This window comes from Phenylobacterium sp. LjRoot225 (assembly GCF_964252855.1).
Taxonomy (GTDB): Bacteria; Pseudomonadota; Alphaproteobacteria; order Caulobacterales; family Caulobacteraceae; genus Phenylobacterium.
This window is the reverse complement of record NZ_CAXUPL020000001.1, coordinates 1,758,483-1,784,029: the sequence shown is the minus strand read 5'-3', so window position 1 is coordinate 1,784,029 and position 25,547 is coordinate 1,758,483. Positions and strand designations below refer to the sequence as shown.

The following is a 25,547-nucleotide window of genomic DNA, read 5'->3' as shown; positions in this document are numbered from 1 at the left end:
TGCATGACGGATTCGGCCTTAGTCACCGGCGGCGCGCAGGGTCTTGGCGCGGCGATCGTCCGGGCGCTGTTCGCGCAGGGCTGCCGGGTCGCCATCGGCGACCTCGACGTAGATGGCGCCGCCGCACTCGCCGCGGAGCTGGACCCGAGCGGCGAACGCATCTTCGCCCAGCCGCTCGACGTGCGCGAAGAGGCCGCCTTCGCCGCCGCCTACGAGGCGATGGCGCAGCGCTGGGGCGAGCCGCAGACCCTGGTCAACAACGCGGTGATGACCGTCGCGCGGCCGGTGCTGGAGATTCCGCCCGACGAGTTCGACCAGGTCATGGCCGTGAACGTGCGCGGGACCTTCGTCGGCTCCCAGGTGTTCGGCCGCCGCTTCAAGGCCGCCGGCTACGGCCGCATCGTCAACATCGCCTCGCTCGCCGCCCAGAACGGCGGCTCGGCCACCGGCGCCCACTATGCGGCTTCGAAGGGCGCGATCATCACCCTGACCAAGGTCTTCGCCCGCGACCTCGCCCCGTTCGGCGTGACGGTGAACGCCATCGCGCCCGGGCCGCTCGACCTGCCGTCGGTGCGCCGGATCGTGCCCGAGGATCGGCTGGCGGCGATGGTCGGGACCATCCCGGTCGGCCAACTCGGCGACCCGGCCTATGTGGCCGAGCTGGTCTGCCTGCTGGCGGCCGAGCGCTCCGGCTTCACCACCGGGGCCACCTGGGACGTGAACGGCGGGCTCTACATGCGCTGAGCCCGCCGGAGGGGCGGCGTTGAGCTGGTCGCCAGGCAGGACCCATCCCGCGTCGCAATTGGTGGCAGAATGTGGCCTTCGCTTGCAGCCACGGTCTTTTCCCGCGTCAGCCGGCCGCACGACACTCCGTCCTGTCACATCGCATGATGCCGTCGGGGGTCGGATAAGATGAGGGTCGGGTTTTCAAAGGTTCGATGGTCTGCCGTTCTAGCCGGCTCCGCGTCCGTGGCCGCGATCCTGGCCGGGGGCGCTTCGACCGCGCGCGCCGAGGATGCCAAGGCGCCCGCGGTTGCGGAGCTCGAGACCATCACGGTCACTGCGCGCCGCCGCGAGGAGAACGTCCAGTCGACGCCGGTGTCGGTCTCGGCCTTCAGCGGGGCGGCGTTGGAGGAGCGCAACGTCCAGACCGCGTCCGACGTCACCCGCTTCGTGCCGAACGTTCAGTTCGACAGCGCGGCCAGTGAATCGGGCGGCGGAGCTTCGAGCCAGATCTCGATCCGCGGCATCGGCCAGACCGACTATGTGCTGACGGTGGAGCCGGCCGTCGGCGTCTACCTGGACGGCGTCTATATCGGCAAGTCCATGGGCTCGCTGCTCGACGCGGTGGACCTGGAACGCCTCGAGGTGCTGCGCGGGCCGCAGGGCACGCTGTTCGGCAAGAACACCATCGGCGGGGCGATCCAGCTGATCAGCAAGCGCCCCACCGCCAGTTTCGAATCCTACGGCCAGCTGACGACGGGCAGCTACGACCGCCTGGACGCCAAGGCCGCCGTCTCGGGGCCGCTGAGCGAAGCGGTGCGGGTTCGCCTGTCCGGCGCCTACCAGAGCCGCGATGGGTTCGTAAAGCGGGTGACCCCGGCCGGCGAGGACACTGGCGATCGGCAGGGCGACATCAACCGCCTGAGCGGGCGGCTGGCGGTGGAGGCGGACCTGACGCCCGACCTGCTCGCCACCCTGATGCTCGACGGAACGCGCATCCGCGAGCACTCGCCGGGCCAGATCCTGGTGAAGGCTGATGAGACGGCCGGGTTTGCGAGCGCCTACAACGCCGGCCTCCCAGGCGGCGTCTGCCTCGCCGGCGCGGCCCGGCTCACCAACCCCTTCTGCTACAACAGCCAGTGGGTGCGGCCGCTGGCCTCGCTGGCGACCACCAACGCCGGGCCCAACCTCTCCAACACCGACGTCCTCGGGGCGGGCCTCAACCTCGACTGGAAGGTCGGCGGCGCGACGGTCAAGTCGATCACGGCCTGGCGCAAGGTAAAGGTGGACGTCCTGCAGGACCTGACGGCCTCGCCCTACTACTACAACTTCATCGGCCAGCGGATCGACACCAAGCAGTTCAGCCAGGAGTTCCAGCTGCTGGGCGAGACGCTGGGCGCGCGTCTGCACTATGTGCTCGGCCTCTACTACCTGCACGAGGCCGGGAGTCAGGCCTTCCCGGTGGAGCTCAGCCTCGTCCAGTTCATGTCGGGCGGGCGGATCCGCAACGACAGCTATGCCGCCTTCGGCCAGCTCACCTACGACCTGACGGACCAGCTCTCGATCACCGGCGGGCTGCGCTACAGCGACGAGACCCGCCGGTTCAATCCGCAGGGCCAGATCATCCAGGGCTACGCGTCGCTCACGCCGACGCCGGTTCCGGGGTTCGCCAACTTCGTCACCGGCGCCTTCGGCGCGGCGGGCACGCCGCTATTCCCGGCTGGTTGGTATTCGCGTGGCGATACGTCCGCCACGCCCATGGTGTCGGCCAACTACAAGATCAGCCCCGACGTGATGGCCTACGCCAGCTTCTCCAAGGGGATGAAGGGCGGCGGCTTCACCATGCGTTACTTCCCGCCGGTGATTCCGGCGGCCGGGACCGACCCGAACAACATTGTCTCCTACGCCGGCCCGGAGAAGGCCTCGTCCTATGAGGTGGGCCTGAAGTCCGAGCTCTTCGACCACAAGCTCAGGTTCAACATCGCGGCCTTCTACACGGACTACCAGGACATCCAGATCACCTACAACATCGACCCCGACGGCCCGGGGCCGATCGGCGCCTTCGTGCCGGTGCTGGCCAACGCCGCCTCGGCGCACATCAAGGGCGTGGAGATCGAAACCTCGGCGGCGCTGACGTCCTGGCTGCGGCTCGACGGGTCGCTGGGCTATACCGACGCCGCCTACCAGAGCTTCTCCGACCAGGCCCGCGCCAACTATCCCGGCCTCGACGGGTTCAAAATCCCGAACACGCCCAGGTGGACGGCCAATCTCGGCGGAACCGCGACCCTGTTCGACGACGACGCAAAGGGGCGGGCGCAGCTGCGGGTCGACTATTCGTTCCGCAGCGCGGAGTTCAAGGAGTTCTCGAACGATCCGACGCTCTATCAGAAGTCGGTCGGCCTCTTGAACGCCAGCCTGACCTACCGGACGCCGGACAGGCGGATCGAGGCTTCGATCGGCGCGACCAACCTCACCGACGAGACCTACATCGTCAGCGGCGTCTCCAACGGCGGGATCGGCTATGCCCAGGCGATCGTCTCGCGTCCGCGCGAGTGGTTCGTCAGCCTGAAATACGCGTACTGACGGCGACCCGCCCCCGACCCTCACGCCGCGACAGGACGGACATGCCCACCAAGTTCAGCATCATGGTCACCGGCGCGCTGCCGATGGGCGACTATGTCCCCTTGGCCCAGCAGGTCGAGGCCTACGGCTTTTCCCAGATCCACATCGCCGATGACCTGATCTTCCGGCCGGCCTGGCCGATCCTGACCATGATCGCCATGAACACCAGCCGCTTGCGGCTCGGGCCGTTCATCGTCACGCCGCAGGTGGCCCATCCGGTCTACCACGCCGCCAACCTGGCCGCCCTCGACGAGCTGAGCGGCGGGCGGATGGTCTGCGGCGTCGGCCGTGGCGGGTTCAACCCGCTGCTCGGGATCGTCAATCCGACCCGGCCAGTGAAGATGCTGAAGGAGGCCTGGCTCTTGATGACCCGGATGCTGGAGGGCGGTCGGGAGCCCTTCGACGGCGAGTTCTTCAAGGCCACCCACGACCTCTACTATCAGTTCGACGTGTCCCGAAAGATTCCGCTGTTCATCGGCACCTGGGGGCACCAGATGGCGCGGATGGCGGGCGGGATCGCGCCCGGCATGAAGATCGACTGCACGGCGAGCCCGACCCACATCGCCGAGCTGCGCGCGGAGTTCATCGCCGGCGCGCGAGCCGCCGGTCGCGACACCTCGGCGATCGAGATCATCGCCGGTCCGCTCGCCGCCATCGACGAGGACCGCGCTGCCGCGCAGGACACGATCCGCGGGATGCTCGCCCTGTTGCAGCCGTTCCTCGCGCCCATGACCTACGCCGCGGGCATCACCCAGGACGAGATCGACGCGGCCTACAACGCCCACGTCGCCGGCGACATCGAGAAGGCCAAGGCGCTGGTCACCGACAAGGCGATCGCAGCCTTCAGCCTGACCGGGACGCCGAAGGACGTGATCGGCCAGATCGAGGCGATGATCGCCGGCGGAGCCGACCACATCGCCTTCGGGCCGCCGCTCGGCCCGGATCCGAGCCGGTCGCTCCGGCTGATCGGCGAAGAGATCCTGCCGCACTTCGCGTCGCATCGTAGCTGACACGTGGTCCAACGGAGAGTTCAGACATGGCGGAGATGACCGAGGCGATCTTCGATGCGCTGGAACGCGCCTGGTCGGCGAAGGACATCGACGGACTGACCGCGCTGTTCACGCCGGACTGCGTCTACGAGGATATGGCGCTAGGCGCACGGCATGAAGGCCACGAGGGCCTGCGGGCGTTCGCCGCCGCCGTCTTCGAGACCATGCCCGACTTCAGCCTGCGGTTTCCCGTACGGCTGGTGACGTCCGCTCGCGGCGCGTCGCACTGGGTCATCACCGCGCACTGGAACGGCCCGTTCGAGGGCGTCGACCGGACCGGCCATCCGATCGTCTTCACGGGCCTGTCCTCCTATGTGTTCCGGGAGGGCAGGATCGTCTCCAACATCGACTGCTGGGACTACTGCGCGATGGCGAAGGCGTTCGGGGTGACGCCTCAGTCGCTGGTCGGCCTCGCGACTGCTTGAATTTTGCGCTTTGAAAACAGGTGGTTCGCCTCGCGGATAGAGAGGGCTCGACGCTCAGGGCGAAACTGCGCCATCGAAACTCATGCGGGCGACGGCGTCCGCATGAAATCCGCGGGGCGTAGGGCGCCATGGCACAGTCAGGATCTGCGCTGCAGAAAATGGCGGCCGATCCGTGCTTTCTGGCCGTCAATTCCGCCAACGGCCAGCCGTCGCTCCGACGTGTATCTGTCGCCAGCCCCAGCCCCGCCGACGCGCTTCGCAGCGTCACGCGCGCCTTCTTCCGGCACGAGGTGGTGGTCCGCGACGAGAGCGATCGGCTCAACTTCAACCATTCCTGCGCCTCTCTCGGCGACGTCAGCCTGAACCAGATCGCCTATGGCGCGGATGTCGATGTCCGGATCGAAGATCTGCAGCGGAGCCACTTCGTCCTGGTCATCGCCTTGAGCGGATCGGGCTCGGTCGAGTTCAACCAGCGGCGCTGGGACCTGCAAGGCGGCGACTGTGTCCTGATGTCGCCCAATGTCCGGTACCGTTTCGAGCTCGGCTCGGATCACACCCATCTCGCAATCGGCGTTCCGCACGGCCGACTCAGCGGCGGCGGCCGTCCCTTCGAGGCGGTGCATAACATCTTCGAACGCCGAGAGCATGGGCGGCCAAGGGGCGGCGCGGACCTGGTCGCCTTCATTGAATACCTGTGCGGAGAGCTGCACGAGGGGTCGCCGATCTTCGGGCTTTCGGCGGTGATCGCCGCGAACGAGACCTGCTTCCTGCAGATGTTGCGCGCGGCTCTGTTCGAGGACGATGGACCAGGCGGCGTCCCGACCGTCCTGCCGGGCTTCGTGCGTCGCGCGGATCGATACATCTCCGCGCATCTCAAGGAGGACATCAGTCTCGACGACATCGTCGCCGCCGCCGGCGTGCCGGCGCGGACCCTCTATCACGGCTTCCAGCGGTTCCTCGGCGAGAGCCCCATGCGATGGCTGCGGTTGCGTCGCCTGGAATGCGCCCGCGCAGACCTGATCGCGAGCGGTGGCGACATCTCCGTGATCGACCTCGCCAACCAATATTGGATCGGTCATTGCGGCAGATTCGCCAGGATGTACCGCGAGCTCTACGGCGAGACGCCTTCGCAGACTCTTGCACGCGTCCCGGGCGACTCCGATCCGGCTTCACGACCGACGTCGCCCCGGGACGTGAACGGCGGATTCTACATGCGCTAAGGGCCGCAGTCCGGATTTCATGGCTGGTTGGGATCGGCCTTCAGGTCGTTGGCCCGCTTGATCAGGTAGGCGCGGATCGCCTCGGCCTGCTCCTGCGTGTAGTCCTTGCCGAAGTTCGGCATCCCGCCTGGCTCCGCGGCGCCTTCCAGCACAAAGCTGCGGAAGGCGGCTGCGCTGGCGATCACCGGCGAGCGCCGCAGATTCGGGACGCCGCTGTTGTTCACGGCCGACTCGCCATGGCACATCCAGCAGCTGGCGTGGAAATAGGCCCGGCCCTGGTCGATCATCGCCGCAGGTGCGGTCGACGGCGGCGGATCGAGCGGCGGCGTGTAGGCGGCCGGCAGCGGCATGGCCGCGTCGCCGTCGAGCCGGAAGGCCACGATGCGGTTCACCCGCGGCGGCACGCCCTTCTTCAGCACTTCGCCCATGTTCAGAGGCAGGATCCCGCCCCAGCCGACCGCGACGGCGACGTACTGCACCCCGCCGATCGAATAGGTGATTGGCGGCGCGACGATCCCGGAGCCCAGGAACTTCGACCACAGCTGCTCGCCAGTGTCGGCGCGGTAGGCGACGAGATAGCCCTCGCCATTGCCCTCGAACACCACGCCACCTGCCGTGCTGAGCGCGCCGCCGTTCCAGGGCGTCGCCATCGGGACCGACCAGGCTTCCTTCTGGGCCACAGGGTTCCAGGCGACCAGCTTGCCCTTCATCATGCCGCGGATCTGCGCGCGGACCTTGGGGTCCTCGGGCATCATGATCTTGGTCAGATCCTCCCCGGTGTTCCAGCCGCGAGGGCGGTATTGGAAGCCGGCGGCGGGTAGGGCGGTGTAGCCATAGGCCATCTCCTGCGCCGGGAAATAGACGAGGCCGGTCTGCGGGCTGTAGCTCATCGGCTGCCAGCTGTGCCCGCCGGCGGGCGACGGCATGCCCAGGAACGGCTTGCCGGTCAGGCTGTATCGCGCCTCGGGGACGATGTCCGGCCGGCCCGTGCGGGGATCGAGCCCCTTGGCCCAGGTCACCCGCACATAGGGCTTGCCGGAGATGAACTCGCCGGTCTTGCGGTCCAGCACATAGAAGAAGCCGTTCTTCGGCGCCTGCATCAGCACCTTGCGGACCTTCCCGTCCACCGTCAGGTCGGCGAGGATCATGTGCTGGGTGGCGGTGTAGTCCCACTGGTCGCCAGGCGTCTCCTGGAAGTGCCAGACGTACTCCCCCGTCTTCGGCCGGACGGCGACGATCGAGGAGAGGAACAGGTTGTCGCCGCCCTGCGGGCTGCGAACGCCCGCGTTCCACGGACCGCCGTTGCCGACGCCGATGTAGAGCAGGTCGAGGTCCGGATCGTAGGCGAACGAGTCCCAGGCCGTTCCGCCGCCGCCATAGGTCCACCAGTCCCCGCTCCAGGTCCTGGCGGCCATCGCCATGGCCTTGCTTTCGAACCCCGTCTTCGGGTCGCCCGGCACCGTGTAGAAGCGCCAGGCGAGCTTTCCCGTGGCGACGTCATAGGCGCTGACGTAGCCGCGGACGCCATACTCGGATCCGCCGTTGCCGATGATCACGAGCTTGCCGACGACCCTGGGCGCGCCGGTGATCGTATAGCTCTTGTCCTGGTCGACGGTGACCACGCTCCAGACGGGCTTGCCGGTCCTGGCGTCCAGCGCGATCAGCCGCCCGTCCAGGGCGCCGACGAAGACCTTGCCGTCCGCCACCGCCGGGCCGCGGTTGACCACGTCGCAGCAGGCCTTGCGGGCGTAGGCGCCGGGAACCTGCGGGTCGTAGTCCCACAGGCGCCGGCCGCTGGCGGCGTCGACGGCGATCACCTTGCTCCAAGGGCCTGTCGCGTACATCACGCCGTCCACCACGATCGGCGTGCCCTCGACGCCGCGCAGCGAGCGTGCGTCGAAGTCGGCGTACCAGGCGACGCCCAGACGGCTGACCGTCTTGGCGTCCACCTGCTGCAGTGGGCTGAAGCGCTGCTCGCCCGCATCGCGGCCGTGCAGCGGCCAGTCCTGGTCGCGGCCGCCCATCGTCTGGGCGCCGCTGCCGCCGACGCCGACCAGGGCGCCGGCGAGGACAATGGCCGCAAGTCGCCGCATCAGAAGTCGACCCCGCTGCGCAGGTACCACTGCCGGCCGCGGTCGAAGCCTTCCATGTAGAAGCCGAAGCTGGCCTGGTAGTCGCCGAAGGTGCGGAACTTCTTGTCCGTCAGGTTGTCCACGCCGGCGACGACGAAGTAGCGGCCATCCTTGTTGGTCCAGCGGACGCTGGCGTTGGCCACCGCATAGGCCGGCTGGTAGAGCTTGGGATGGTTGACGCCGTTGGCGTTGGTGAAGACGCCGGACCGGTAGATGACGTCCAGCCGCGGCAGCAGCGAGCCGGCGGCGCCGAGCTCCAGGCGGTTCTCGACACCGCCGCTTAAGGTCCATTTCGGGACCAGCGCGAACTTGCTGTCGAGCGTCAGGCCTTGGACGTTGTTCGCAAGCTCCGTGTACTTGGCGGCGGTCAGGCCGGCGGTGGCGTCTAGCCGCCAGCCGCCGCCAGGGGCCGCACTGAACTCGGCCTCGAAGCCCTTGATCTCGGCGCGGCCGGCGTTGGTGTAGAACGGCCCCACCCGCGTCGCATCGGCGACCAGCAGCTGCAGGTCGCGGTACTTGGTCAGATAGGCCGAGAGGTTGAGGCGCACCCGGTGGTCCGCCGTCTGGTACTTCACCCCGGTCTCATAGCTGTCGACGTGCTCGGGGTTGAACGACGGCAGGCTCTGCTCCGGCGGGAAGATCCGCTGGGTGAAGCCGCCGCTCTTGTAGCCCTTTGAGAAGGTCGCGTAGGCCATGGCGTCGCCGGTCACCTGGTAGGAGACGTTGACCATCGGCGTGACGGCGTTGCTGCGCGCCTTGACCACGGTGTTCGGCACGACCCGGTCGCCGACCGCGCAGGCGTGGACGGTCGGGATGTAGCAGGTGAACAGTGGTCCGAAGGGCAGGGCGGTGAAGAACTGGTCGGGCGTGTAGTCCTTCTTGTCGTCGGTGTAGCGCAGGCCAGCGGTGAGCGAGAGCTTGTCGGTCACGCGGAAAGTTTCTTGGGTGAAGGCCGCCCAGCTCTTGTAGTTGAACCGCCCCCCGCTCTGCAGCGCCACCGGCAGGAAATCCACCGGGTTGAGGTTGGCGCCGTCCTCGGTGAAGTAGTAGAGGCCGACCAGCCAGTTCATCCGATCATCAAATACGTTTCCCTGTAATTGTAGTTCCTGAGAAAACTGCTCCTGGTTATAAGTGTCGGCGACGTGGTTGATCTTGATCGGCGAGCCGTCGCGGTCCTGGGCGAAGGCGCCTTTCAGATGGCGGTAGGCGGTGATCGACTTCACCTCCGCCGGACCCAGGTTCCAGGTCACCGTCCCGCTGGTCGACCAGGTCTCCACCCGCGAATAGTTCGGGCCGGAGCCGTAGTTGGTGTCGGTGCTGAAGTAGCGGCTGTTGTAGCAGCCCGGCGTGTTCAGATAGGCCGGCGTCAGGCAGAGCGAGGGATCGCCCGGTCCGCCGAAGCTTGGCGGCGGCGCGCCCGTGGCGGCGAGCGCGTTCTGCAGCGCCACGAAGCCCTCGAGGTCGCCGACGCCGGTAATCACCACCGGCGGGCCATGGCTCTTGTCGAGGAAATAGTCGGCGGCGAGCACGACCTTCAGGTCGGGCGTCAGCTCGGCCTTGAGGGCGCCGCGAAGGGTGGTCGAGACTTTGTTGCCCAGGTCGCGGCCGTCGAACGGGTGTTTCACATAGCCGTCCTGGCTCAGCTGGCCGCCCGAAAGGCGCAGGGCGACGGCGTCGTTGATCGGCAGGTTCACCGAGCCGCGGACGTTGACGAGGTTGTCGGTCCCGTACTTGACGTCGCCCTTGAAGCCGAAGCTGGGTCCCGGCTCCTGGGTGGTGAGCGAGACCGCGCCGCCGATGGTGTTGCGGCCGAACAGGGTGCCTTGCGGCCCCCGCAGCACTTCCACCCGCTCGACGTCGATCAGGTCGAACACGCCGCCCACCGTGCGGCCCAGGTAGACGCCGTCGACGTAGATCCCGACACCCGGCTCGATGGTCGGGGCGAAGTCGTTCTGGCCGATGCCGCGAATGTAGACCGAGGCGTTGGACGCCACGCCGCTGTTCGACGGGATGTTCTGGAAGATCAGGTTCGGCGTGAAGTTCGAAAGCTCCGTCACCTGGGTGACGCCGCGCGCCTCCAGCGCCTCGCCGGACATGGCGGTGATCGAGATCGGCGTCCGCTGTAGGTCCTCGGTCCGTTTGCGGGCGGTGACGACCACCTCCTCAAGCGCCCCTCCGCCGCTTGAGGCTGAGTTGGTCCCGGCCTCCTGCGCCACCACCGCCGAGCCGCACACCAGTGCGGCCACGGCCGCGCCACAAAACGCCAGCCGCCGGCGCGCGACCGCGCCGCTGCATTCAATCTGATCGGTCATTGCACTCACCCCTCTTTTTTTTGCGCCCCGGCCGCGGACGACCTGCGAGGTGAGTTTGGTTCAGCGCCGTGTTCCGACTATCCGGAGGCAGAAGCAAATGTTCGCATCGCGCAACAAAACAGAGTCGCCTCCACGCTTGGAGCAGTTCTGGGATTCAGCCCGCGAATATCGGCGCGGCTGCCTCCGCGAGGGCGATGAGTGCTGTATCCTTATCTCGCGCACCGATCAGTTGCAGGCCGATCGGTAGACCCTCGGTAGTATTTCCCGACGGTACACTCAAGGAGGGCAGGCCGGCCATGCTGTCCGGCCGGGTGAAGCGGGTCAGCGTCGGAAACGACGGTAAGGTCCCCGATTCCGTGCTGACGAAGTCCGCTTCCGCGATCGGGATCGCGGGCGTGGGGGTGGTGGGCGTCAGCAGGGCGGCCAGCCCGTCGTCGGCGAGCAGGTCGTCGTAGGCGGCCCGCAGCGGCGGCAGGCGCTGCAAGGCTTCCAGATAGGCGGCCGTCGGGATTTCGCGCATCTGGGCCAGCAGGTGGCGCACGTCCGGGCTGGCCACGTTCTCGGCGAGGTCGTCATAGCTGCCGCCCGTGAGCGCCGCCCCGCAGCGCCAGGGCGTGGAACGTCTCGTAGAGGGCGATGGTGAAGCCGATCGACTCGTCCAGCTGCTCGACCGGCCCGAGGTCAACGGCGACCAGGACCACGCCGGTTCGGCGCAGCCCTTCGCACGCCTCGGCATAGGTCGCCCGCACCGCCGGGCAAACGCTCAGGTCGCTTCCGAGGTCGAGCACGCCGATCCTCAGTCCGCTTAGGCCGGGCGCAGGCGCGGGCGGTTCGCCGCTGAGCACCGCGTCCGCCCAGCTGAGCGCCCGGAACGAGCGGGCCATCAGGCCGGGGGTGTCGCGCGAGGGCGACAGCGTGACGAGCCCGTCGGCCGGATAGCGTCCGTGCGTCGGGCGAAAGCCGATGACGCCGCAGAGCGCCGCCGGAATCCTCGCCGACCCGCCGGTGTCGGTCACCAGCGAGACGTCGCCCAGGCCCACGGCCAGCGACGCAGCGGAGCCTGCGCTCGAGCCGCCGGCGATGCGGTCGGCGGCGTGCGGATTGCGCACCGCGCCGCTCCAGGCGTTCACGCCTGTCACCCCGCAAGCGAGCTCGTGCAGCGTCGTCTTCACCGGCAGGGCCGCGCCGGCGGCGCGCAGCAGCCGCACCGCCGCCGCGTCCCGGACGGGCTGCAGGCCGTCGAAGTACGGACAGCCGACGGTCAGCGGCAGGCCGGCCACCGCGATGTTGTCCTTGACCGTGACGACCGGCGCCCCCGGCGGCGGGGGCTCGTCGCTCACCGCCGCGATGGCGTTCAAGGCCCGCGCGCGCTCCAGCGCCTCGGCGACCCCCCCGGAGACCCACGCCTCAGACATGGGCGACCGTTACGGTCTTGGCCTCGGTGTAGAGCTCCACGGCCGAGTGGCCCAACTCCTTGCCATAGCCCGAGAGCTTCAGGCCGCCGAACGGCACGGCGGGGTCGAGCACATTATGGCAGTTGACCCAGACCGTCCCCGCCCGGAGCTTGGGGACCATGCGATTGGCCAGGGACAGGTCATTGGTCCAGAGGCTGGCGCCCAGGCCGAAGCTGGTGTCGTTGGCCAGACGCAGGGCCTCCTGCGGCTCATCGAACGGCATGGCCGCGACCACCGGGCCGAAGATTTCCTCCCGGCAGATCTGCATCTGCGGCGTGGTGTCGGCGAAGACCGTCGGTCGGAAGAAGAAGCCCGGCCCGCTCACCGCATCCCCGCCAGCGACCAGGCGACCGCCCTCGCGTTCGCCGGCCTCCACATAGCCCTTCACCCGGGCGCGCTGCCGCGCGGAGATGAGCGGCCCCATCTGGCTTGCAGGATCGAACCCGGCGCCGAGGCGCAAGGCCTCGGCGACCTGGCCCAGCCCCTCCACCACCGCCTCGTAGATCGGCCGCTCCACGAGCAGCCGGGAGCCGGCGGTGCAGACCTGGCCGTGGTTGAAGAAGATCGCCATGGCCGCCCCCTGGATCGCCTGCTCCAGATTGGCGTCTTTCAGGACCACCACGGGCGACTTGCCGCCGAGCTCGAGCGAGACCCGTTTCATGGTGGCGGCGGCGCGGCGCTGGATGGTCTGGCCGACCTCGGTCGAGCCGGTGAAGGCGATCTTGTCCACGTCCGGATGGTCGACCAGGGCCGCGCCGGCCGCGCCGTCGCCGGTGACGATATTGACCACCCCGTCCGGGAAGCCGGCCTCGGCGACCAGCTCCCCCAGCGCCAGGGCGGTGAGCGGCGTGTCCTCCGCGGGCTTCAGCACCACGGTGCAGCCGGCGGCCAGCGCCGGGGCGATCTTCCAGACCGCCATCACCAATGGGAAGTTCCAGGGGATGATCTGCCCCACCACCCCCACCGGCTCGCGCCGGGTGTGGGCGCTGAAGCGCAGGTCGGGCACGTAGCGGAAGGAGGGCGTGATGGTCGCGCCTTCGATCTTTGTCGCCCAGCCGGCGTTGTAACGCAGCGAATCGATCGCGATCGACAGGTCTCCGTGGCGCGCCATGACCAGCAGCTTGCCGCTATCCAGCGCCTCCAGTTCGGCGAACGCGTCGGCGCGGGCCTCCAGCAGATCCGCCAGTTTCAGCAGCAGCCGCTCGCGCTCGACTGGGCGCATGTCGCTCCAGTCGCCTTCGAAAGCCCGGCGCGCCGCCGCCACCGCCCGGTCAACGTCGCGTGCGTCAGCCGCCGGTACGCTCGTCAGGGCCCCGCCCGTGGCCGGGTCGAGAACCTCGATCCGGGCGCCCGAGATCGCTTCGACCCAAGTCCCGTCGATGAGCATCCGCCGCGGCGACGACAGGAATCGGCGCGCCGCCTCGCCGGCCAGTCCCGTCTGGTCCAGTGTCGCCGGGCCCATGCGCATCTCCCTGATCATGCCTCAGGGAAAGTCCTCCGTACCTCGCCGGACGGCTATTCGATATGCGAACGCCCCGTCCGCGTTCCGCAATTTAAGCAGCGTCGGCGGGGCAGGGCGGCCTCACCGGCAGATCACTTGACTTTTCAAGTATCGACGGTCTCGCTCGGACTCGTGGCCGAGGTCTCGCTGGCAGGAAGCCCTCCCCGGCCTGGTCCGAAGAGTTCGAGAGGAGCTCCCGCATGGGTCTGGCAAGGTCCGTGGACTTCGACCGCTTCTCGTCGGCGAATGCGGACGAGACCTATGACTATATGAGCCGGCGAATCGCGCCGCACCGCATGAAGCTCTCCGAGCGCGCCCCGCTGGCGGCGCGGGTCAGTTCTGTGGCAGTCGGCGGAGTGTTGATCGCCGATCTGCAGTACGGCGCGGAGGTGGTGATCACGCCGGTGGCGACGCCGGACCACTACCTCGTCCACCTCGGCCTGGGCGGGGCGACCACGGCGGCCAAGGCGGGCGAATCCCATGTGTTCGACGCGCAGACCCTGCACGTGACGTCGCCGAACGAGGCGGTGGTGTTTCACGTGACGCGGGCGTGCCGCCACCTGACGGTGCGCCTGCCCCGGGTGCAGGTTGAGCAGTACGCCGCCAATGTGCTGGACCTTCGCCTGCGCAAGCCCCTGGCCTTCGCGCCGGTCAGCCGCCCGGGAAGCCCGCTGCCCAGCGCCTGGCGGGACCTGCTGCTGCACATCCTGGCGCAGGTTGAACTCACCCCCGACCTGGCCGCGGCCCCGCGCCTCTACGAGCAGTACGCGCGGGTGCTGATGGAGATGCTGTTGGGCAGCCAGCCGCACAACTACGCCGACTGCCTGGTCGGTGACGGCCCCGGCATTTCGCCGCGGCACGTGCGGCGGGCCCGCGACCTCATCGAGGCTGCCCTGGACCAGCCGATCACCATCGAAGGCCTTGCCCAGGAGGTCGGCGTGAGCGTGCGCAGCCTGCAGAACGGCTTCAAGCAGTTCCTAGGCATGACGCCCGGCGAATATGTGCGCGCGCGCCGCCTCAAAAGGCTGCACGCAGCCCTGCAGGCCTCGAAGAGCGACGCCACGGTCACCGACCTGATGCTGGAGAGCGGCATCACCAACTTTGGCCGTTTCGCCCAGTACTACCGTGAGCAGTTCGGCTGCCGCCCGTCGGAGACTCTGCGCCGGGCGAACGGAGGGCATGTGGCGTAAGCGCCCGCCCCGCGCGGCCACGATCGACAGGGCGCCGATCAACAGATCGGGCGGCTGGACGCGGGTGGCATGCCCTCGGCGTGGTCATCGCCCTCTTCATCACCATGCCTTACTTTGGAGCGACGGGGCGCCTTTCCCACCTCCTTCAGATCGTCGATATGGAGGTCGATGAGGTGGCCGAAGGTGGTCGGATCGACCCGGGACCGTTTCGTCGGCGTCTCGCCGCGGTCGATCCTACGCTCGACCGCGATGGACCACGCCTGGGCGTCGGCATGACGTCGGAACGTTTCGCTGAGGTAGCGACCCTTGCGTCGAACCTGGACCCGCCAGTTGCCGGAAGAGAGCTTCTTGAAGGTCGCCACCGTGTGCGCTCCGTGTGCACTGGTACGTCAAAACCAGGCGTATTTGGGCGTTTTTCCAGTGCACATGTTCGCTTTTAGTTCGTTGAACTGATTTCATAACATGCGGAAAAATCAAGGAAAAATTTTCTCTGTCGCGCCTATGATGGACTGGACGGACCGGCATTGCCGGATGCTGCACCGGCAGCTGTCGGCGCGCGCCCTGCTCTATACGGAGATGCTGACGACGGGGGCGATCCTGCACGGCGACCGTGAGCGGCTGCTGGCCTTCGACGATCGCGAGCATCCGGTGGCGCTGCAGCTCGGCGGCTCCGAGCCCGCCGAGCTCGCCGCCGCCGCGCGGATCGGCGAGGCCGAGGGCTATGACGAGATCAACCTCAACGTCGGCTGCCCGTCGGACCGCGTGCAGTCGGGGCGGTTCGGCGCCTGCCTGATGCGCGAGCCGGAGCTGGTGGCCGAGGGGATGGCCGCAATCCTCGCCGCGGTGAAGGTCCCGGCGACAGTGAAGTGCCGCATTGGCGTCGACGACCAGGACCCGGAAGCCAGCCTCTTCACCCTGGTGGACCTCTGCGCTCAGGCGGGCGTGCGCCGGTTCATCGTCCATGCGCGGATGGCCTGGCTGCAGGGCCTGTCGCCGAAGGAGAACCGCGACGTGCCGCCGCTCGACTATCCGCTGGTCTGGCGGCTGAAGCGCGAGCGCCCGGACCTGGTCATCGACATCAACGGCGGGATCGCCGACCTCGATGCAGCCGAGGCGCAGCTCGGGCAGGTGGACGGCGTAATGCTCGGCCGCGCCGCCTATCACACGCCCGCCATCCTGGGCGAGATCGACGCGCGGTTCTTCGGCGAGGGCGCGCCGGTGGGGGAGGCCGAGGCGATCGAGCGCTACCGACCCTACATGGCCCGCCAACTGGAGGGCGGAACCCATTTGGCGGCGATGACCCGGCACATGCTGGGTCTGTTTCACGGCCGGCCGGGCGCGCGCGCCTGGCGGCGGATCCTCACCGTCGAGGGCGTGAAGCCGGGGGCCGGGCTGGAGGTGGTCGACCGGGCCCTGGCCGCGATGTCAGGGGTGGAGGAACAGCGCCTGGCGCGTGGCCTGGAAGCTGGAGAGGCGGCCTAGGTAGCTCATCCCGAGCAGGGAGGCGTCGAGCCCCTTCTCGATGACCAGGGCGTCGACGTCGGCGAGCTTGGCGCCCGCCACGCTGACGGAGGTCAGCTTGACCGAGGCGGCGCGGGCCCGCCCGCCGGCGGTCACGACGGTGTAGCCATAGCGCAGCCGCTGCAGGTCGATGCCGAGCCGCTCGGCGTCTTCGGGCGTCAGGGCGACGGCGGTGGCGCCGGTGTCCACCAGGAAACGCACAGGCGTCCCGTTCACATCGCCCTCGGCCCAGAAGTGGCCGTCGCTGGCCTTCATCACAGCACTTCCCCGCACGGCGGGCGTGGTCGCGACGCCGGATCCCGCCGCGGCGGTCTCGACAGTCGCGGCGCGCAAGGCCTGGGGATGGTAGTCGGCCAACAGCACGACGGCTTCGGCGGAGCCCACCGCGGAGGCGGCCGCCACCAGGGCGACCATCGCGAACCGGAGGAAGTCGGGCACCAGGGTCTCCACCCATCGCAGGCCGCTGAGGGCCCTTATCGCGGCAAGCTTACGCGCGCGGTCGTTTGCAAGCCGTGAACGGGGGCGGGTCACCCGGGACCCGGATCCATCGAGCCGGGCTTCTTGCCCTTGATCTGCCCCATCATCTCCTGGACGGCGGGACTGAGGGGGGCGGTGATCGCGGCGGTCGCCATCTCCAGGGCGTTGTCGATCAGGGCCGTATCGAAGCGCGCCGCCTGATAGGGCGCATAGCGGTTGAAGATGCTGGTGAGCACCATGATGGCGATCAGCCGTTGCCGCTCACGGATCAGCGGCGGCGGGATCTCGGGGTTGGCGAGATGGAGCAGATCGTGGACCTGGTCCGCGATCGGCGTCAGCCGAAACATGTCGGATGCGTGCTGCATCCCCGTCGGCGAGCTGTGCAGGGCGAGCAGGAAGCGCGCATAGGTCCGCTCGCCGCGGGCGTCGACGTACTCGATCAGCGGCCGGTAAAGGACGTTCATCAGGACGCGGGAGTCCGAGAGACGGTCTTGCGCCTTCACTTCGGCGAGCAGCTGGGCGCGCTGACGCTCGAGCTCCGGCGTGCGCCTTTCGAGGATGGCGCGGATCAGGCCGGCGACGTCGCCGAAGTGGTACTGGACGGCGTAGTTGTTGCCGCTGCCGGCGGCCACGCTGATCTGGCGCAGGGAGACGCCTGCCAGCCCCTGTTCCCCGTAGAGCGCCTCGGCGGCGTCGATCAGTCGGTCGGCGGCGGAGGCGTCCGCCCGGCGGCTCTCGCGTTGCGTCATTCCATTGCGCTTTGTCTACAGTCCGGTCGCGACGTCGATCATCTGGCCTTGAGGCCGTCGCTCGACTTGAGGGTCAGCGACGAGGGCCCTCGCAGGCAAGCCGATTGACCGACGACCTAGGCGCGAACGATCCCGCTCGTCACCCCGCAAATTAAGTCAGTTGACTTGAATGTTGCGGGCTTCATATCGTCGAGGTTCGCCCCCCAGGGAGTTTGAGATCCATGACCGAGCCGTTCGTGCGCCCCGACGTCCGCGCCTTCCTGGACATGCTGAAGGCCAATCCGCGGCCCGCCATGACCGCGGAGACGATCGCTGCCATGCGGCCGATGGCGCCGGCGGGCATGGCCATGCTCGAGCCGCCGGTCGGCGACCTCGCGGTCACCCGCGACGCGGTCGCGCCTGGTCCCGGCGGCGACATCCCGATCCGGATGTTCGACGCCCGCGCCAGCCGCGAGCCCGGGCCGGCGGTGGTCTTCTTCCACGGCGGCGGCTTCGTGATCGGCAACATCGACACCCACGTCTCGATGTGCGCGGAGATCGCGCGCCGGCTCGACCTGCCGGTGATCTCGGTCGACTACCGGCTGGCCCCGGAGCATCCGTGGCCGGCGGCGCAGGACGACGGCGAGGCGGCGACCCGCTGGATCGCCGAAAACGGCGCCGTCTTCGACCGGACCATCACCAGCCTGGTGCTGTGCGGCGACAGCGCCGGGGCCAATCTGACATTGGTGGCGGGGCTGGCGCTGCGCGATCGGCCGGCGGCCGTTCCCGTGGTGCTGCTGATGGCCCTCTATCCGGCGACTGATCCGGGCGTCTCGTATCCGTCGGACGCGGCGTTCGGAAAGGGCTTCGGCCTCGACACCACGGACATGGATTTCTATTTCGACGTGTTCAAGCCGCAGCCCGGTCATTGGCGCTCCTCGCCGCTGGCCGGCGAGCAGGCCGGGATGCCGCCGACGCTGTTGGTCACCGCCGGCCTGGATCCGCTACGGGACCAGGGCCGCGCCTACGCCGCCAAGACCATCGCCGCGGGCGTACCGACCACCTATCGGGAGTTCGCCGGGACGATCCACGGCTTCCTGGGCTTCCGCCGGGTCATCCCCTCGGCGGCGCAGGACTTCGTCGTGGTGCTGGAGCTGGCCCAGGCGATGATCAAAGAGGCGCTGGCCGCTCCACGGGCATAGGCCTCACCGCGGCCGAGGTCGGCCGTGCTGCGGAGATCGGGACGGTCGGGCGCGCGAGAGGCCGGCCATGACGGCGGACGTTTGAAGCTCAGGCGCCGCCCAGCTTCTCCGGCGCGATCCGGCTGCGCCGCGCCGGCGCCTCGCCCATGATCCGGTCGCGCTCGGCGTCCGTCAGCCGGCTCCAGCCGGCGATTTCGGCCAGGGTGCGGAAGCAGCCGAGGCACAGGCCGCTCTCGTCGTCGACCGCGCAGACCTGGATGCAGGGCGTCTTGATCGGACGGGGCGGGCCGGGCGGTCGCATGCCGGCTGCATGCCTTCGCCTTGCGAACATTACAAGATGTTTATGGCGGAACCTGACTGGGATGTAATATTTCTGAGATTTAATGTAGGTGTGGCTTCATTACGGCCATTTCATTTGAGTGTAGTGGGGCGGTTTGGCAAGTTCTCTTCGGACGAACACTTCGACGGGAGAGAAATCATGAACATCGCCGCTGTCACCCTCGTTTCCATCGGCCTGGCCTCCGCCGCCAGCCTTGCCGTCGCCGCCCCGGCCACCGACGTGGACTATCTGCGGGCCAGCCGTTGCCGCGGCATCGCCGCCGGCGTCGGCGCGGACGCCTCGGCGATCGACGCCTATCTGAAGAGCGCCGCCATCGGCCGTTCGCCCGCCATCCTCGACCGGGCGGACGAGGAATTCGCCCGGGCCAAGCGCCAGAGCCGCGGCGAGGGCAAGGCGCGACTGCAGGCCGAGCTCTCCGGTCCCTGCGGCGCCTACGCGGGGACCACCAAGGCGGCCGCCGTCGGCTGATCGGCGTTCCCCCCGCGGTTCAGCCCCGCATGGTCGCCCCGACCGGACGCGCCGGCCGCCCCCGCCAGCGCGTCCTTTCTTGTCAGCAGGGCCGCCGGAACCCACCTTCGCCGTAGGCTTTCCACCAGGACCCCGCGCCGTCCGACCTGGAGGCCGGTCCGCTCGGACGGGGCGTCGCTCTTCGACGAGAGCCCTTCTCGTCCGCCCGCATTGATGCAATGCGAGCAGGAAGGACTCGTGGGGCGGGCGGGGCCTGGCGAGGACAAGGATCAGACGGCGGATGACGGTGTTCAGACCCGGCGGCACCTGCTGGCGTACGGCGCGAGCCGAGCGGGCGGCCTTCCTGATCGACAACGAGGCCTATTTCACCGCGGTCTTCGACGCCCTGCAGAAGGCGCGCCGCTCGGTCCTGCTGCTGGGCTGGGGGTTCGATCCGCGCACCCGGCTGTTCCCCGACGGCTATGACGGTCCGGACGATCCGGACGAGGTCGGCCGCATTCTGGTGGAGCTGGCCACGGCGCGGCCCGAGCTGGACGTGCGGCTGCTGATCTGGCGCTCCGCCCTGCCGATCGCCGCCAGCCAGGAGTTCTTCCCGCACAAGGCGCGGAAGTATTTCCGCAACACCCCGGTGAAGTTCCGGCTGGACGATTCCGTGCCCTTCGGGGCCTGCCATCACCAGAAGGTGCTGGTGATCGACGACCGGCTGGCCTTCTGCGGCGGCGGCGACATCTCCGTCGACCGCTGGGATTCCCCGGCGCACAAGGACGGCGACCAGCGCCGCATCATGCCCAGGCAGGAGTGCCACGAGCCGCGCCACGAGGTGATGATGATGGTCGACGGCGCGGCGGCGCGCGAGCTGGGCGACCTCGCCCGCGAACGCTGGCGCAGGTCGACCGGCATGGTGCTCCAGCCCCCGCCCGACGCCGGCGGCGATCCCTGGCCCGACCACGTCCCCGCCCAGCTGCGCGAGGTCGAGGTGGCGATCGCCCGCACCGAGCCGCAGTGGAAGCGGCGGCCGGAGGTCGACGAGATCCGCCAGCTGACGCTCGCCTCGATCGCCGAGGCCCGGGAGACCATCTACCTCGAGAACCAGTATTTCACCTCGCCGGTGATCACCGAGGCCCTGGCCGCGCGGCTGGCCGAGCCGGACGGGCCTCAGGTGGTGCTGGTCTCCACCGGGCGGGCGCCGAGCTGGTTCGACCATCTGACCATGGACCGGGCGCGTGGCGCGATGATCTGGCGCCTCAGGGCGGCGGACATCTTCGGCCGCTTCCGCGCCTTCTGGCCGGCGACCGCGAACGGCGAGACCATCATCGTCCATTCCAAGGTGACGGTGATCGACGACCGCATCGCCCGCGTCGGCTCGGCCAATCTCAACAACCGATCCGGCGGCTTCGACACCGAGCTGGAGCTCGGGGTGGAGGCGCAGGACGAGCCGACACGGCGGCAGATCGAAGCCTTCCGTGACCGGCTGGTCGGCCACTTCATGGCCCAGACCGGCGACGCGGTCGCCAAGGCGCGGGCCGAGTACGGCGGGCTGGTGGGCGCCCTCGACGCCCTGAACCGCGAGGGCCGGCTGCATGCCATCGAGCCGCCCGCGACCACGACGCTCGGCGAGTTCGTCACCAGATACCACCTGGGCGACCCTCAGGATCCGCGCGACGCCTGGCGGCCGAACCGCCGGCGCGAGCGCCTCTATCGGGAGGCCCAGGCGGTGAAGGACGCCATGCTTCAAGCTGCCCGCCCGACTACGGCGAGACTGCGAAGTCCCTGACGTCGAAATCCATCACCAGGGGCAGATGGTCCGAGGCGATGCGGGTCAGCGGGTCGAACGGCGCGAAGACGTCGTGCACCACGATCTCCGGGCTGACGAACAGATGGTCGATGCGCAGCACCGGCAGCTGCGAGGGGAAGGTCGAGGTCGGCTGCTTCGTCGGCGCGAGCCGCCGCGCGGGCTCCAGCTTGGCGGTGAGGGTGCGATAGACCACCGAGGTCCCGGTCGCATTGAAGTCGCCCAACAGGATCTTCGGCCCGGCGCAGCGCGGATGCTCCAGCCAGGACGGCCCGGCCAGGAAGGCGGCCTGGTGCTGCTGTTCGCGCGGCACCAGCCCGAGGTGGGTGTTGATGATCTGCACGGCCTTGCCGTCGACTGTGACTTCGAGCCAGAGCGCGCCCCGGGGCTCCAGTTGCGGCAGCCGCGAATAGCCGGGCAGGGGGCCGGTCTGGATCAGCTTCTCGGGGAAGGCGGTCAGGATGGCGTCGCCATAGAGCTCCGCCTCGACCCGCATCGCGGCGTGGAAGTGACAGGCCATCTCCAGCCGCTCGGCGATCTCGCGCGCCTGGTCGACGTGGTTGGTGCGCGCGCGGCCGACGTCCAGCTCCTGCAGGGCGACGATGTCGGGCTCCAGCCGGGCCAGGACCGCGGCGATGCGGGCGACGTCCAGCCGCCGGTCGTTCCCGACGCAGCGATGCACATTGTAGGTCACGATGCGTGGCATAGGGCGCAGACCAGTGCCGAGGTCAGCCGCCGAACGCAAGCGCGACCGTGGGCGTTGGGACGTGGCCCGTTCAGTAGGTTCTCGACGGATGGAGGGCGGGCGTCGCCGTCAGAGCGCCTGAATCGCCCGTCGCCGTTGGGCGGGTCGTTCCCCGTCGCCAGCCTGGACCGGAGCCTCTAAGACAAAGGGCATGGAGCTGATCCCCGCCCCTTCGCCCAATTTCGACGCGCGCACCGCGCCGCCGGACATGATCGTCCTGCACTACACCGGCATGCCGACCGGCCAGGCGGCGCTGGACCGGCTGCGCGCGCCCGAAGCCAAGGTCTCGGCCCACTATCTGGTGGAGGAGGACGGCCGCGTCTTCAGCCTGGTCGCCGAGGAGCGGCGGGCCTGGCACGCCGGCGTCTCCAGCTGGAAGGGCCGGCAGAACCTCAACGGGACCTCGATCGGCATCGAGATCGTCAATCCCGGCCACGAGTTCGGCTATCGCGCCTTTCCCGAGGCGCAGATCGCCGCGGTGATCGAGCTGATCGACGACATCCGCGGCCGTTGGAGCATCGAGGACAACCAGATCGTCGGCCACTCCGACGTGGCGCCCGATCGCAAGGAGGACCCCGGCGAGCTCTTCCCCTGGAAGCGGCTGGCCGAGGCCGGCCACGGCTTCTGGGTCGAGGTTCCGGCCGCGCCGGGCTTGCCGCTGGCCGAGGGCGAGACCGGACCGGGAGTCTTCGCCCTGCAGGCGGGGCTGACGCGGCTCGGCTTCGACTGCGCGCCGTCCGGTGAGTATGAGGCGCGCACGGCTGCCATCGTCCGCGCCTTCCAGCGCCACTGGCGTCCCGGCAAGATCGACGGGATCGCCGACGGCGAGACCCGCGCACGGCTGATCGCCCTGCTGCGGCTGGGGGCCTGAGGCATGTCGGCCGACGCCGCGGCGATGATCGCCTCGCTCGACCTCGCCCCCCATCCGGAGGGCGGCTGGTATCGCGAGACCTGGCGGGCGGAGGCTGTACTTCCGGGCGGCCGCGCGGCGGCGAGCGCCATCCTCTTCCTGCTGGAAGCCGGCCAGCGGTCGCATTGGCATAGGGTGGACGCGGGCGAGCTGTGGCTCTTTCAGGCCGGGGCTCCGTTCGAGCTTTCGGTCGCCGCCCCCGGTGAGCCGCCGCAGACGGTGGTGCTCGGCCCGGCTCCCCACGACGGCCATACACTGCAGCATCTTGTGCCCACAGGCGCCTGGCAGTCGGCGCAGACCGGGGCCGGCTGGACCCTCGTCGCCTGCGTGGTCGCCCCGGGCTTCGAATTCGCCGGCTTCGAGCTGGCGCCGCCCGGCTGGAGCCCCTGAGTCGCCCCGACAGCCACGGCGCAGCCATGATCTGACCATATCGCCGCGACACCTTGGCCTTGATGCGGAGGAGGCGGGCGATGCGGTCTCGGTTTGGGCTCCTGGCGTTGGTCGGCGCGGCGCTGTCCCCGGAGGCGGCTGCGGCGCAGCCCGCCGGGCCCGACTATGAGGCGAGCATGAAGGCCGCGCTCGTGATCATGAGCGTCGAGCGGCTGGCCGACAGCTGCCGGGCCGATGGCGGCTTTTCGGCCGCGGAGCGGAGCGAGGTCGACGCCTGGGCGACGCGCAACCGGATCGAAGCCTTTCGGCCGAAAATGTCCGAGTTGCAGAACGACCGGGTCTCAGGCCCGCAGCTGACCAAGAACGTGGACCTGCTGATCGGCCAGATCGGGGCGGCCGGCGTTCGCCCCTGCCGCGCGGCGGTCACCCTCATCCGTTCCGAGAGCGGAATGCTTGCGATCCCGCCGAGCGCGCTCGGCGGTCGCCGCGCGCCGGCCCGGGCCGAGGCCGCGAGGACGACGCCGCCACGGCCGGCCGGCGCGTCTGGGACCGCCGTGGCCCTGGCCCGGCAGATCGACAGCTTCGGCTTCGACACCCGCGCGGCGATGGGTATCGGCGGCTTCATCACCACCGATATCTATCCGGTCGTCCTGATGCGCGACGGCGCGGCGCTGAAGGATGTGGAGGGCCTGTCCTATCCCGGCGGGCCGGCGGCGCATCGCGCCGCCCATCCGCAGGACTGGACGCGCTGGCGGCGAGCGGGCGGCAAGATCGAGCTGCTGAAGAGCAAGGGGTGGCAGGCTCTGCCCTTCTCGCGCACCTACGCCAAGCTGCCGGCCGGCTTCCGTCTGGACGGCCTCTATCGTCGGCTCTCCGGTGGCGGAAACCTCGCCGTCGGCGGCTCTGAGTCGGTAAGCGCGGTCAGCGAGTATCGCTTTTGGTCCGACGGCGTGGTGCTGCGCGGCGGCTCGGTCGGCTCGACCGCCGCGGCCGGAACCACCTCGGTGGTGACCCGGGCCGTGCGGCCGCAGGAGCGGGGGAGCTACAGCGTCGACGGCCTGGCGCTGCGCATCCGCTGGGACGACGGCGGCGAGGAGACGCGCATCCTGGTCACCGACCCTGCCGACCCGAAATCGGTCATCTGGCTCGACGGGCGGAGCTATGTGCGGCGCAAGGGCTGAGCGGGATCTCGATCCTTCGGTGCAGGCCAAGCTTGACCCAGCCGGTCCGAGCCATCACTTTCCGCGCGGACCAGACGGCCGGGCGGTCGCGGGCGCGTGCAAGCGCGTTCGAGGAAAGTCCGGGCTCCACGACGACATGGCGGCGGGTAACACCCGCCGGGGGCGACCCTAGGGATAGCGCCACAGAAAGCAAACCGCCGGCGCTTGCGTCGGCAAGGGTGAAAGGGTGCGGTAAGAGCGCACCGCGTGCCTGGTGACAGGGACGGCATGGCAAGCCCCGCCAGGAGCAAGACCGAATAGGGATTCCGCGCCGGCCATTGAGCGATCTTTGGCAGGTAGGGCTGTCGTAGGCCTGAGGAGTCCGGGTAGGTCGCGAGAACCGGCCCGCGAGGGTCGGTCCAGAGGAATGACCGCCGCGTCCGACGCTTGCGTCGGGCGGCACAGAACCCGGCTTACAGGCCGTCTGGTCCCACTGTTCCGAGAGACGGATGCGACAGGTTCGGAATAGCGGCGAGGCGCGGCGTTGGCTGGCGGCCGCCGTCCTCATGGTGTCCGCCTATCTGACCGGCCCCGCGCTCGCCGCGAGCCTCTGCTATTGGAACGGCCGTCTGCAGGCGGGCCGCCTGCCGTTCGCGCTCCCAGCCTATGGTCCGGCCGACGCCCCCTTTGTCCTGGCGGTGTCCACCGCGGCCCTGGCTTGGCTCGTCCTCTGGCTGCTGTTCGCCCGCGCCCAGCGCTGGCGGCGTTTCGGCCGGCTGTTGGCGGCGGCGCCGCTCGCGCTGTTCTGCTGGGCGGCCTGGCGCGCGGCCGCCTCCTGCACCGCCTTCTGAGCGCCCGGGGGCTGCGATTTCTGTCCGCCGCGCCGATCTGACGCAGTGCGACGGTCATCGTCGGCCGCCGCAAGGCTCCGCGGCCAGCGATCCGAGCATCGTCGCGCCGATTACGAGGGACGAACGTCCCCCGGAGACTGGGACGAGATGACACCGTGCTGCACGATGCTTAATAGGTTCTCTGTACGTTCTGTGGATAATTAGCGCGCGTTAACCATAGGTCCTCAAAGGCCCCTCCATTCGGCCCGCTTGAGCCCGCCAGAGTCATTGTATCCCATTTCGTCCCATGTTAACCCATTATCCATCGTCAGCTGCAGCGCCAGGGGCAGGTCTGT

Annotated in this window: 24 protein-coding genes and 1 other RNA gene; 15 read left to right on the top strand and 10 right to left on the bottom strand. The window is 69.1% G+C overall.

Going from position 1 to position 25,547, the window contains the following annotated elements; translation table 11 throughout:
* The first annotated feature begins 3 nt into the window (after positions 1–3).
* The 5 genes from ACSQ2B_RS08395 to ACSQ2B_RS08375 all read left to right on the top strand — a co-directional run bounded on the left by ACSQ2B_RS08395 (position 4) and on the right by ACSQ2B_RS08375 (position 6,039).
* Positions 4–744, top strand: a complete 741-nt coding sequence (locus ACSQ2B_RS08395) for an SDR family NAD(P)-dependent oxidoreductase (protein ID WP_436048945.1) — start codon at positions 4–6, stop codon at positions 742–744.
* A 225-nt stretch (positions 745–969) separates the two neighbouring features.
* The gene (locus ACSQ2B_RS08390; RefSeq protein WP_436048944.1) at positions 970–3,306 is read left to right on the top strand and encodes a TonB-dependent receptor; all 2,337 of its coding nucleotides are present in this window, start codon (positions 970–972) and stop codon (positions 3,304–3,306) included.
* Between the two features lie 41 nt (positions 3,307–3,347).
* Complete coding sequence (locus ACSQ2B_RS08385) at positions 3,348–4,355, top strand: LLM class flavin-dependent oxidoreductase (RefSeq protein ID WP_436048943.1); 1,008 nt, start codon at positions 3,348–3,350, stop codon at positions 4,353–4,355.
* A gap of 26 nt (positions 4,356–4,381) precedes the next feature.
* Positions 4,382–4,819, top strand: a complete 438-nt coding sequence (locus tag ACSQ2B_RS08380; protein ID WP_436048942.1) for an ester cyclase — start codon at positions 4,382–4,384, stop codon at positions 4,817–4,819.
* A gap of 158 nt (positions 4,820–4,977) precedes the next feature.
* Positions 4,978–6,039 carry an AraC family transcriptional regulator gene (locus ACSQ2B_RS08375; RefSeq protein WP_436048941.1) on the top strand — a complete coding sequence of 354 codons (1,062 nt, stop codon included), beginning with the start codon at positions 4,978–4,980 and terminating at the stop codon, positions 6,037–6,039.
* A gap of 17 nt (positions 6,040–6,056) precedes the next feature.
* Here the strand turns inward: ACSQ2B_RS08375 and ACSQ2B_RS08370 are convergent, their stop codons facing one another.
* The 5 genes from ACSQ2B_RS08370 to ACSQ2B_RS08350 all read right to left on the bottom strand — a co-directional run bounded on the left by ACSQ2B_RS08370 (position 6,057) and on the right by ACSQ2B_RS08350 (position 13,399).
* Complete coding sequence (locus ACSQ2B_RS08370; RefSeq protein ID WP_436048940.1) at positions 6,057–8,132, bottom strand: PQQ-dependent dehydrogenase, methanol/ethanol family; 2,076 nt, start codon at positions 8,130–8,132, stop codon at positions 6,057–6,059.
* Entirely contained in the window at positions 8,132–10,483 is a 2,352-nt protein-coding gene (locus ACSQ2B_RS08365) for a TonB-dependent receptor (protein ID WP_436048939.1), read from the bottom strand. Before ACSQ2B_RS08365 ends, ACSQ2B_RS08370 begins: the two co-directional genes overlap by 1 nt.
* Positions 10,484–10,637: 154 nt before the next feature.
* The gene (locus tag ACSQ2B_RS08360; RefSeq protein ID WP_436048938.1) at positions 10,638–11,039 is read right to left on the bottom strand and encodes an amidase family protein; all 402 of its coding nucleotides are present in this window, start codon (positions 11,037–11,039) and stop codon (positions 10,638–10,640) included.
* A 16-nt stretch (positions 11,040–11,055) separates the two neighbouring features.
* On the bottom strand, positions 11,056–11,898 hold the full coding sequence (locus ACSQ2B_RS08355; protein WP_436048937.1) for an amidase family protein: 843 nt from the start codon (positions 11,896–11,898) through the stop codon (positions 11,056–11,058).
* Positions 11,891–13,399: an aldehyde dehydrogenase family protein gene (locus ACSQ2B_RS08350; RefSeq protein ID WP_436048936.1), complete on the bottom strand. Its 1,509-nt coding sequence runs from the start codon at positions 13,397–13,399 to the stop codon at positions 11,891–11,893. Before ACSQ2B_RS08350 ends, ACSQ2B_RS08355 begins: the two co-directional genes overlap by 8 nt.
* Before the next feature lie 239 nt (positions 13,400–13,638).
* On the opposite strand from ACSQ2B_RS08350, the gene ACSQ2B_RS08345 reads away from it, so the two are divergent.
* Positions 13,639–14,628, top strand: coding sequence for an AraC family transcriptional regulator (locus tag ACSQ2B_RS08345; RefSeq protein ID WP_436048935.1), 990 nt, complete (start codon positions 13,639–13,641; stop codon positions 14,626–14,628).
* A 38-nt stretch (positions 14,629–14,666) separates the two neighbouring features.
* On the opposite strand, the gene ACSQ2B_RS08340 is transcribed toward ACSQ2B_RS08345, so the two are convergent.
* The gene (locus tag ACSQ2B_RS08340) at positions 14,667–14,990 is read right to left on the bottom strand and encodes a hypothetical protein (RefSeq protein ID WP_436048934.1); all 324 of its coding nucleotides are present in this window, start codon (positions 14,988–14,990) and stop codon (positions 14,667–14,669) included.
* A 100-nt stretch (positions 14,991–15,090) separates the two neighbouring features.
* Between ACSQ2B_RS08340 and dusA the strand changes: the two genes are divergently transcribed.
* The gene (gene dusA, locus ACSQ2B_RS08335; protein WP_436048932.1) at positions 15,091–16,110 is read left to right on the top strand and encodes a tRNA dihydrouridine(20/20a) synthase DusA; all 1,020 of its coding nucleotides are present in this window, start codon (positions 15,091–15,093) and stop codon (positions 16,108–16,110) included.
* On the opposite strand, the gene ACSQ2B_RS08330 is transcribed toward dusA, so the two are convergent.
* Both ACSQ2B_RS08330 and ACSQ2B_RS08325 read right to left on the bottom strand, forming a co-directional pair.
* Positions 16,054–16,587, bottom strand: a complete 534-nt coding sequence (locus ACSQ2B_RS08330) for a TIGR02281 family clan AA aspartic protease (RefSeq protein WP_436048931.1) — start codon at positions 16,585–16,587, stop codon at positions 16,054–16,056. The two genes, dusA and ACSQ2B_RS08330, sit on opposite strands and share 57 nt — an antisense overlap.
* Before the next feature lie 89 nt (positions 16,588–16,676).
* Positions 16,677–17,375 carry a TetR/AcrR family transcriptional regulator gene (locus tag ACSQ2B_RS08325; RefSeq protein ID WP_436048930.1) on the bottom strand — a complete coding sequence of 233 codons (699 nt, stop codon included), beginning with the start codon at positions 17,373–17,375 and terminating at the stop codon, positions 16,677–16,679.
* Between the two features lie 221 nt (positions 17,376–17,596).
* Here ACSQ2B_RS08325 and ACSQ2B_RS08320 point away from each other — a divergent pair, with 221 nt between their 5' ends.
* Positions 17,597–18,556: an alpha/beta hydrolase gene (locus ACSQ2B_RS08320; RefSeq protein WP_436048929.1), complete on the top strand. Its 960-nt coding sequence runs from the start codon at positions 17,597–17,599 to the stop codon at positions 18,554–18,556.
* Between the two features lie 88 nt (positions 18,557–18,644).
* Here ACSQ2B_RS08320 and ACSQ2B_RS08315 read toward each other — a convergent pair whose 3' ends face one another.
* Positions 18,645–18,857, bottom strand: a complete 213-nt coding sequence (locus tag ACSQ2B_RS08315; protein ID WP_436048928.1) for a DUF1289 domain-containing protein — start codon at positions 18,855–18,857, stop codon at positions 18,645–18,647.
* Positions 18,858–19,034: 177 nt separating this feature from the next.
* Between ACSQ2B_RS08315 and ACSQ2B_RS08310 the strand changes: the two genes are divergently transcribed.
* Both ACSQ2B_RS08310 and ACSQ2B_RS08305 read left to right on the top strand, forming a co-directional pair.
* Positions 19,035–19,364, top strand: coding sequence for a hypothetical protein (locus tag ACSQ2B_RS08310; protein ID WP_436048927.1), 330 nt, complete (start codon positions 19,035–19,037; stop codon positions 19,362–19,364).
* A 280-nt stretch (positions 19,365–19,644) separates the two neighbouring features.
* Positions 19,645–21,138 (top strand): phospholipase D-like domain-containing protein, encoded by a 1,494-nt coding sequence (locus ACSQ2B_RS08305; RefSeq protein WP_436048926.1) that lies wholly within the window; start codon positions 19,645–19,647, stop codon positions 21,136–21,138.
* On the opposite strand, the gene ACSQ2B_RS08300 is transcribed toward ACSQ2B_RS08305, so the two are convergent.
* On the bottom strand, positions 21,113–21,862 hold the full coding sequence (locus ACSQ2B_RS08300) for an endonuclease/exonuclease/phosphatase family protein (protein ID WP_436048925.1): 750 nt from the start codon (positions 21,860–21,862) through the stop codon (positions 21,113–21,115). The two genes, ACSQ2B_RS08305 and ACSQ2B_RS08300, sit on opposite strands and share 26 nt — an antisense overlap.
* A 190-nt stretch (positions 21,863–22,052) precedes the next feature.
* Between ACSQ2B_RS08300 and ACSQ2B_RS08295 the strand changes: the two genes are divergently transcribed.
* From ACSQ2B_RS08295 to ACSQ2B_RS08275, 5 genes are all read left to right on the top strand, one after another.
* The gene (locus tag ACSQ2B_RS08295) at positions 22,053–22,772 is read left to right on the top strand and encodes a peptidoglycan recognition protein family protein (RefSeq protein WP_436048924.1); all 720 of its coding nucleotides are present in this window, start codon (positions 22,053–22,055) and stop codon (positions 22,770–22,772) included.
* 3 nt (positions 22,773–22,775) lie between these two features.
* Complete coding sequence (locus tag ACSQ2B_RS08290; protein WP_436048923.1) at positions 22,776–23,201, top strand: cupin domain-containing protein; 426 nt, start codon at positions 22,776–22,778, stop codon at positions 23,199–23,201.
* Between the two features lie 80 nt (positions 23,202–23,281).
* The gene (locus tag ACSQ2B_RS08285; RefSeq protein WP_436048922.1) at positions 23,282–24,382 is read left to right on the top strand and encodes a hypothetical protein; all 1,101 of its coding nucleotides are present in this window, start codon (positions 23,282–23,284) and stop codon (positions 24,380–24,382) included.
* A 70-nt stretch (positions 24,383–24,452) separates the two neighbouring features.
* Positions 24,453–24,853: RNase P RNA component class A (gene rnpB, locus ACSQ2B_RS08280), an RNA gene on the top strand.
* Between the two features lie 17 nt (positions 24,854–24,870).
* A complete protein-coding gene (locus tag ACSQ2B_RS08275) occupies positions 24,871–25,212 on the top strand; it encodes a hypothetical protein (RefSeq protein WP_436048921.1) in 342 nt (113 codons plus the stop codon).
* Positions 25,213–25,547 lie beyond the last annotated feature (335 nt).

Excerpts from the sequence above, each read along its gene's own strand:
- ACSQ2B_RS08290 (WP_436048923.1), top strand. The coding sequence starts at position 22,776 with ATGTCGGCCGACGCCGCGGCGATGATCGCCTCGCTCGACCTCGCCCCC.
- ACSQ2B_RS08345 (WP_436048935.1), top strand. The coding sequence starts at position 13,639 with ATGGGTCTGGCAAGGTCCGTGGACTTCGACCGCTTCTCGTCGGCGAAT.
- ACSQ2B_RS08310 (WP_436048927.1), top strand. The coding sequence starts at position 19,035 with ATGAACATCGCCGCTGTCACCCTCGTTTCCATCGGCCTGGCCTCCGCC.
- ACSQ2B_RS08350 (WP_436048936.1), bottom strand. The coding sequence starts at position 13,399 with ATGGGCCCGGCGACACTGGACCAGACGGGACTGGCCGGCGAGGCGGCG.
- ACSQ2B_RS08275 (WP_436048921.1), top strand. The coding sequence starts at position 24,871 with ATGCGACAGGTTCGGAATAGCGGCGAGGCGCGGCGTTGGCTGGCGGCC.
- ACSQ2B_RS08370 (WP_436048940.1), bottom strand. The coding sequence starts at position 8,132 with ATGCGGCGACTTGCGGCCATTGTCCTCGCCGGCGCCCTGGTCGGCGTC.
- ACSQ2B_RS08380 (WP_436048942.1), top strand. The coding sequence starts at position 4,382 with ATGGCGGAGATGACCGAGGCGATCTTCGATGCGCTGGAACGCGCCTGG.
- ACSQ2B_RS08305 (WP_436048926.1), top strand. The coding sequence starts at position 19,645 with ATGACGGTGTTCAGACCCGGCGGCACCTGCTGGCGTACGGCGCGAGCC.
- ACSQ2B_RS08315 (WP_436048928.1), bottom strand. The coding sequence starts at position 18,857 with ATGCGACCGCCCGGCCCGCCCCGTCCGATCAAGACGCCCTGCATCCAG.
- ACSQ2B_RS08325 (WP_436048930.1), bottom strand. The coding sequence starts at position 17,375 with ATGACGCAACGCGAGAGCCGCCGGGCGGACGCCTCCGCCGCCGACCGA.
- ACSQ2B_RS08385 (WP_436048943.1), top strand. The coding sequence starts at position 3,348 with ATGCCCACCAAGTTCAGCATCATGGTCACCGGCGCGCTGCCGATGGGC.
- ACSQ2B_RS08320 (WP_436048929.1), top strand. The coding sequence starts at position 17,597 with ATGACCGAGCCGTTCGTGCGCCCCGACGTCCGCGCCTTCCTGGACATG.
- ACSQ2B_RS08295 (WP_436048924.1), top strand. The coding sequence starts at position 22,053 with ATGGAGCTGATCCCCGCCCCTTCGCCCAATTTCGACGCGCGCACCGCG.
- ACSQ2B_RS08300 (WP_436048925.1), bottom strand. The coding sequence starts at position 21,862 with ATGCCACGCATCGTGACCTACAATGTGCATCGCTGCGTCGGGAACGAC.
- ACSQ2B_RS08365 (WP_436048939.1), bottom strand. The coding sequence starts at position 10,483 with ATGACCGATCAGATTGAATGCAGCGGCGCGGTCGCGCGCCGGCGGCTG.
- ACSQ2B_RS08285 (WP_436048922.1), top strand. The coding sequence starts at position 23,282 with ATGCGGTCTCGGTTTGGGCTCCTGGCGTTGGTCGGCGCGGCGCTGTCC.
- ACSQ2B_RS08375 (WP_436048941.1), top strand. The coding sequence starts at position 4,978 with ATGGCGGCCGATCCGTGCTTTCTGGCCGTCAATTCCGCCAACGGCCAG.
- ACSQ2B_RS08355 (WP_436048937.1), bottom strand. The coding sequence starts at position 11,898 with ATGTCTGAGGCGTGGGTCTCCGGGGGGGTCGCCGAGGCGCTGGAGCGC.
- dusA (WP_436048932.1), top strand. The coding sequence starts at position 15,091 with ATGCGGAAAAATCAAGGAAAAATTTTCTCTGTCGCGCCTATGATGGAC.
- ACSQ2B_RS08395 (WP_436048945.1), top strand. The coding sequence starts at position 4 with ATGACGGATTCGGCCTTAGTCACCGGCGGCGCGCAGGGTCTTGGCGCG.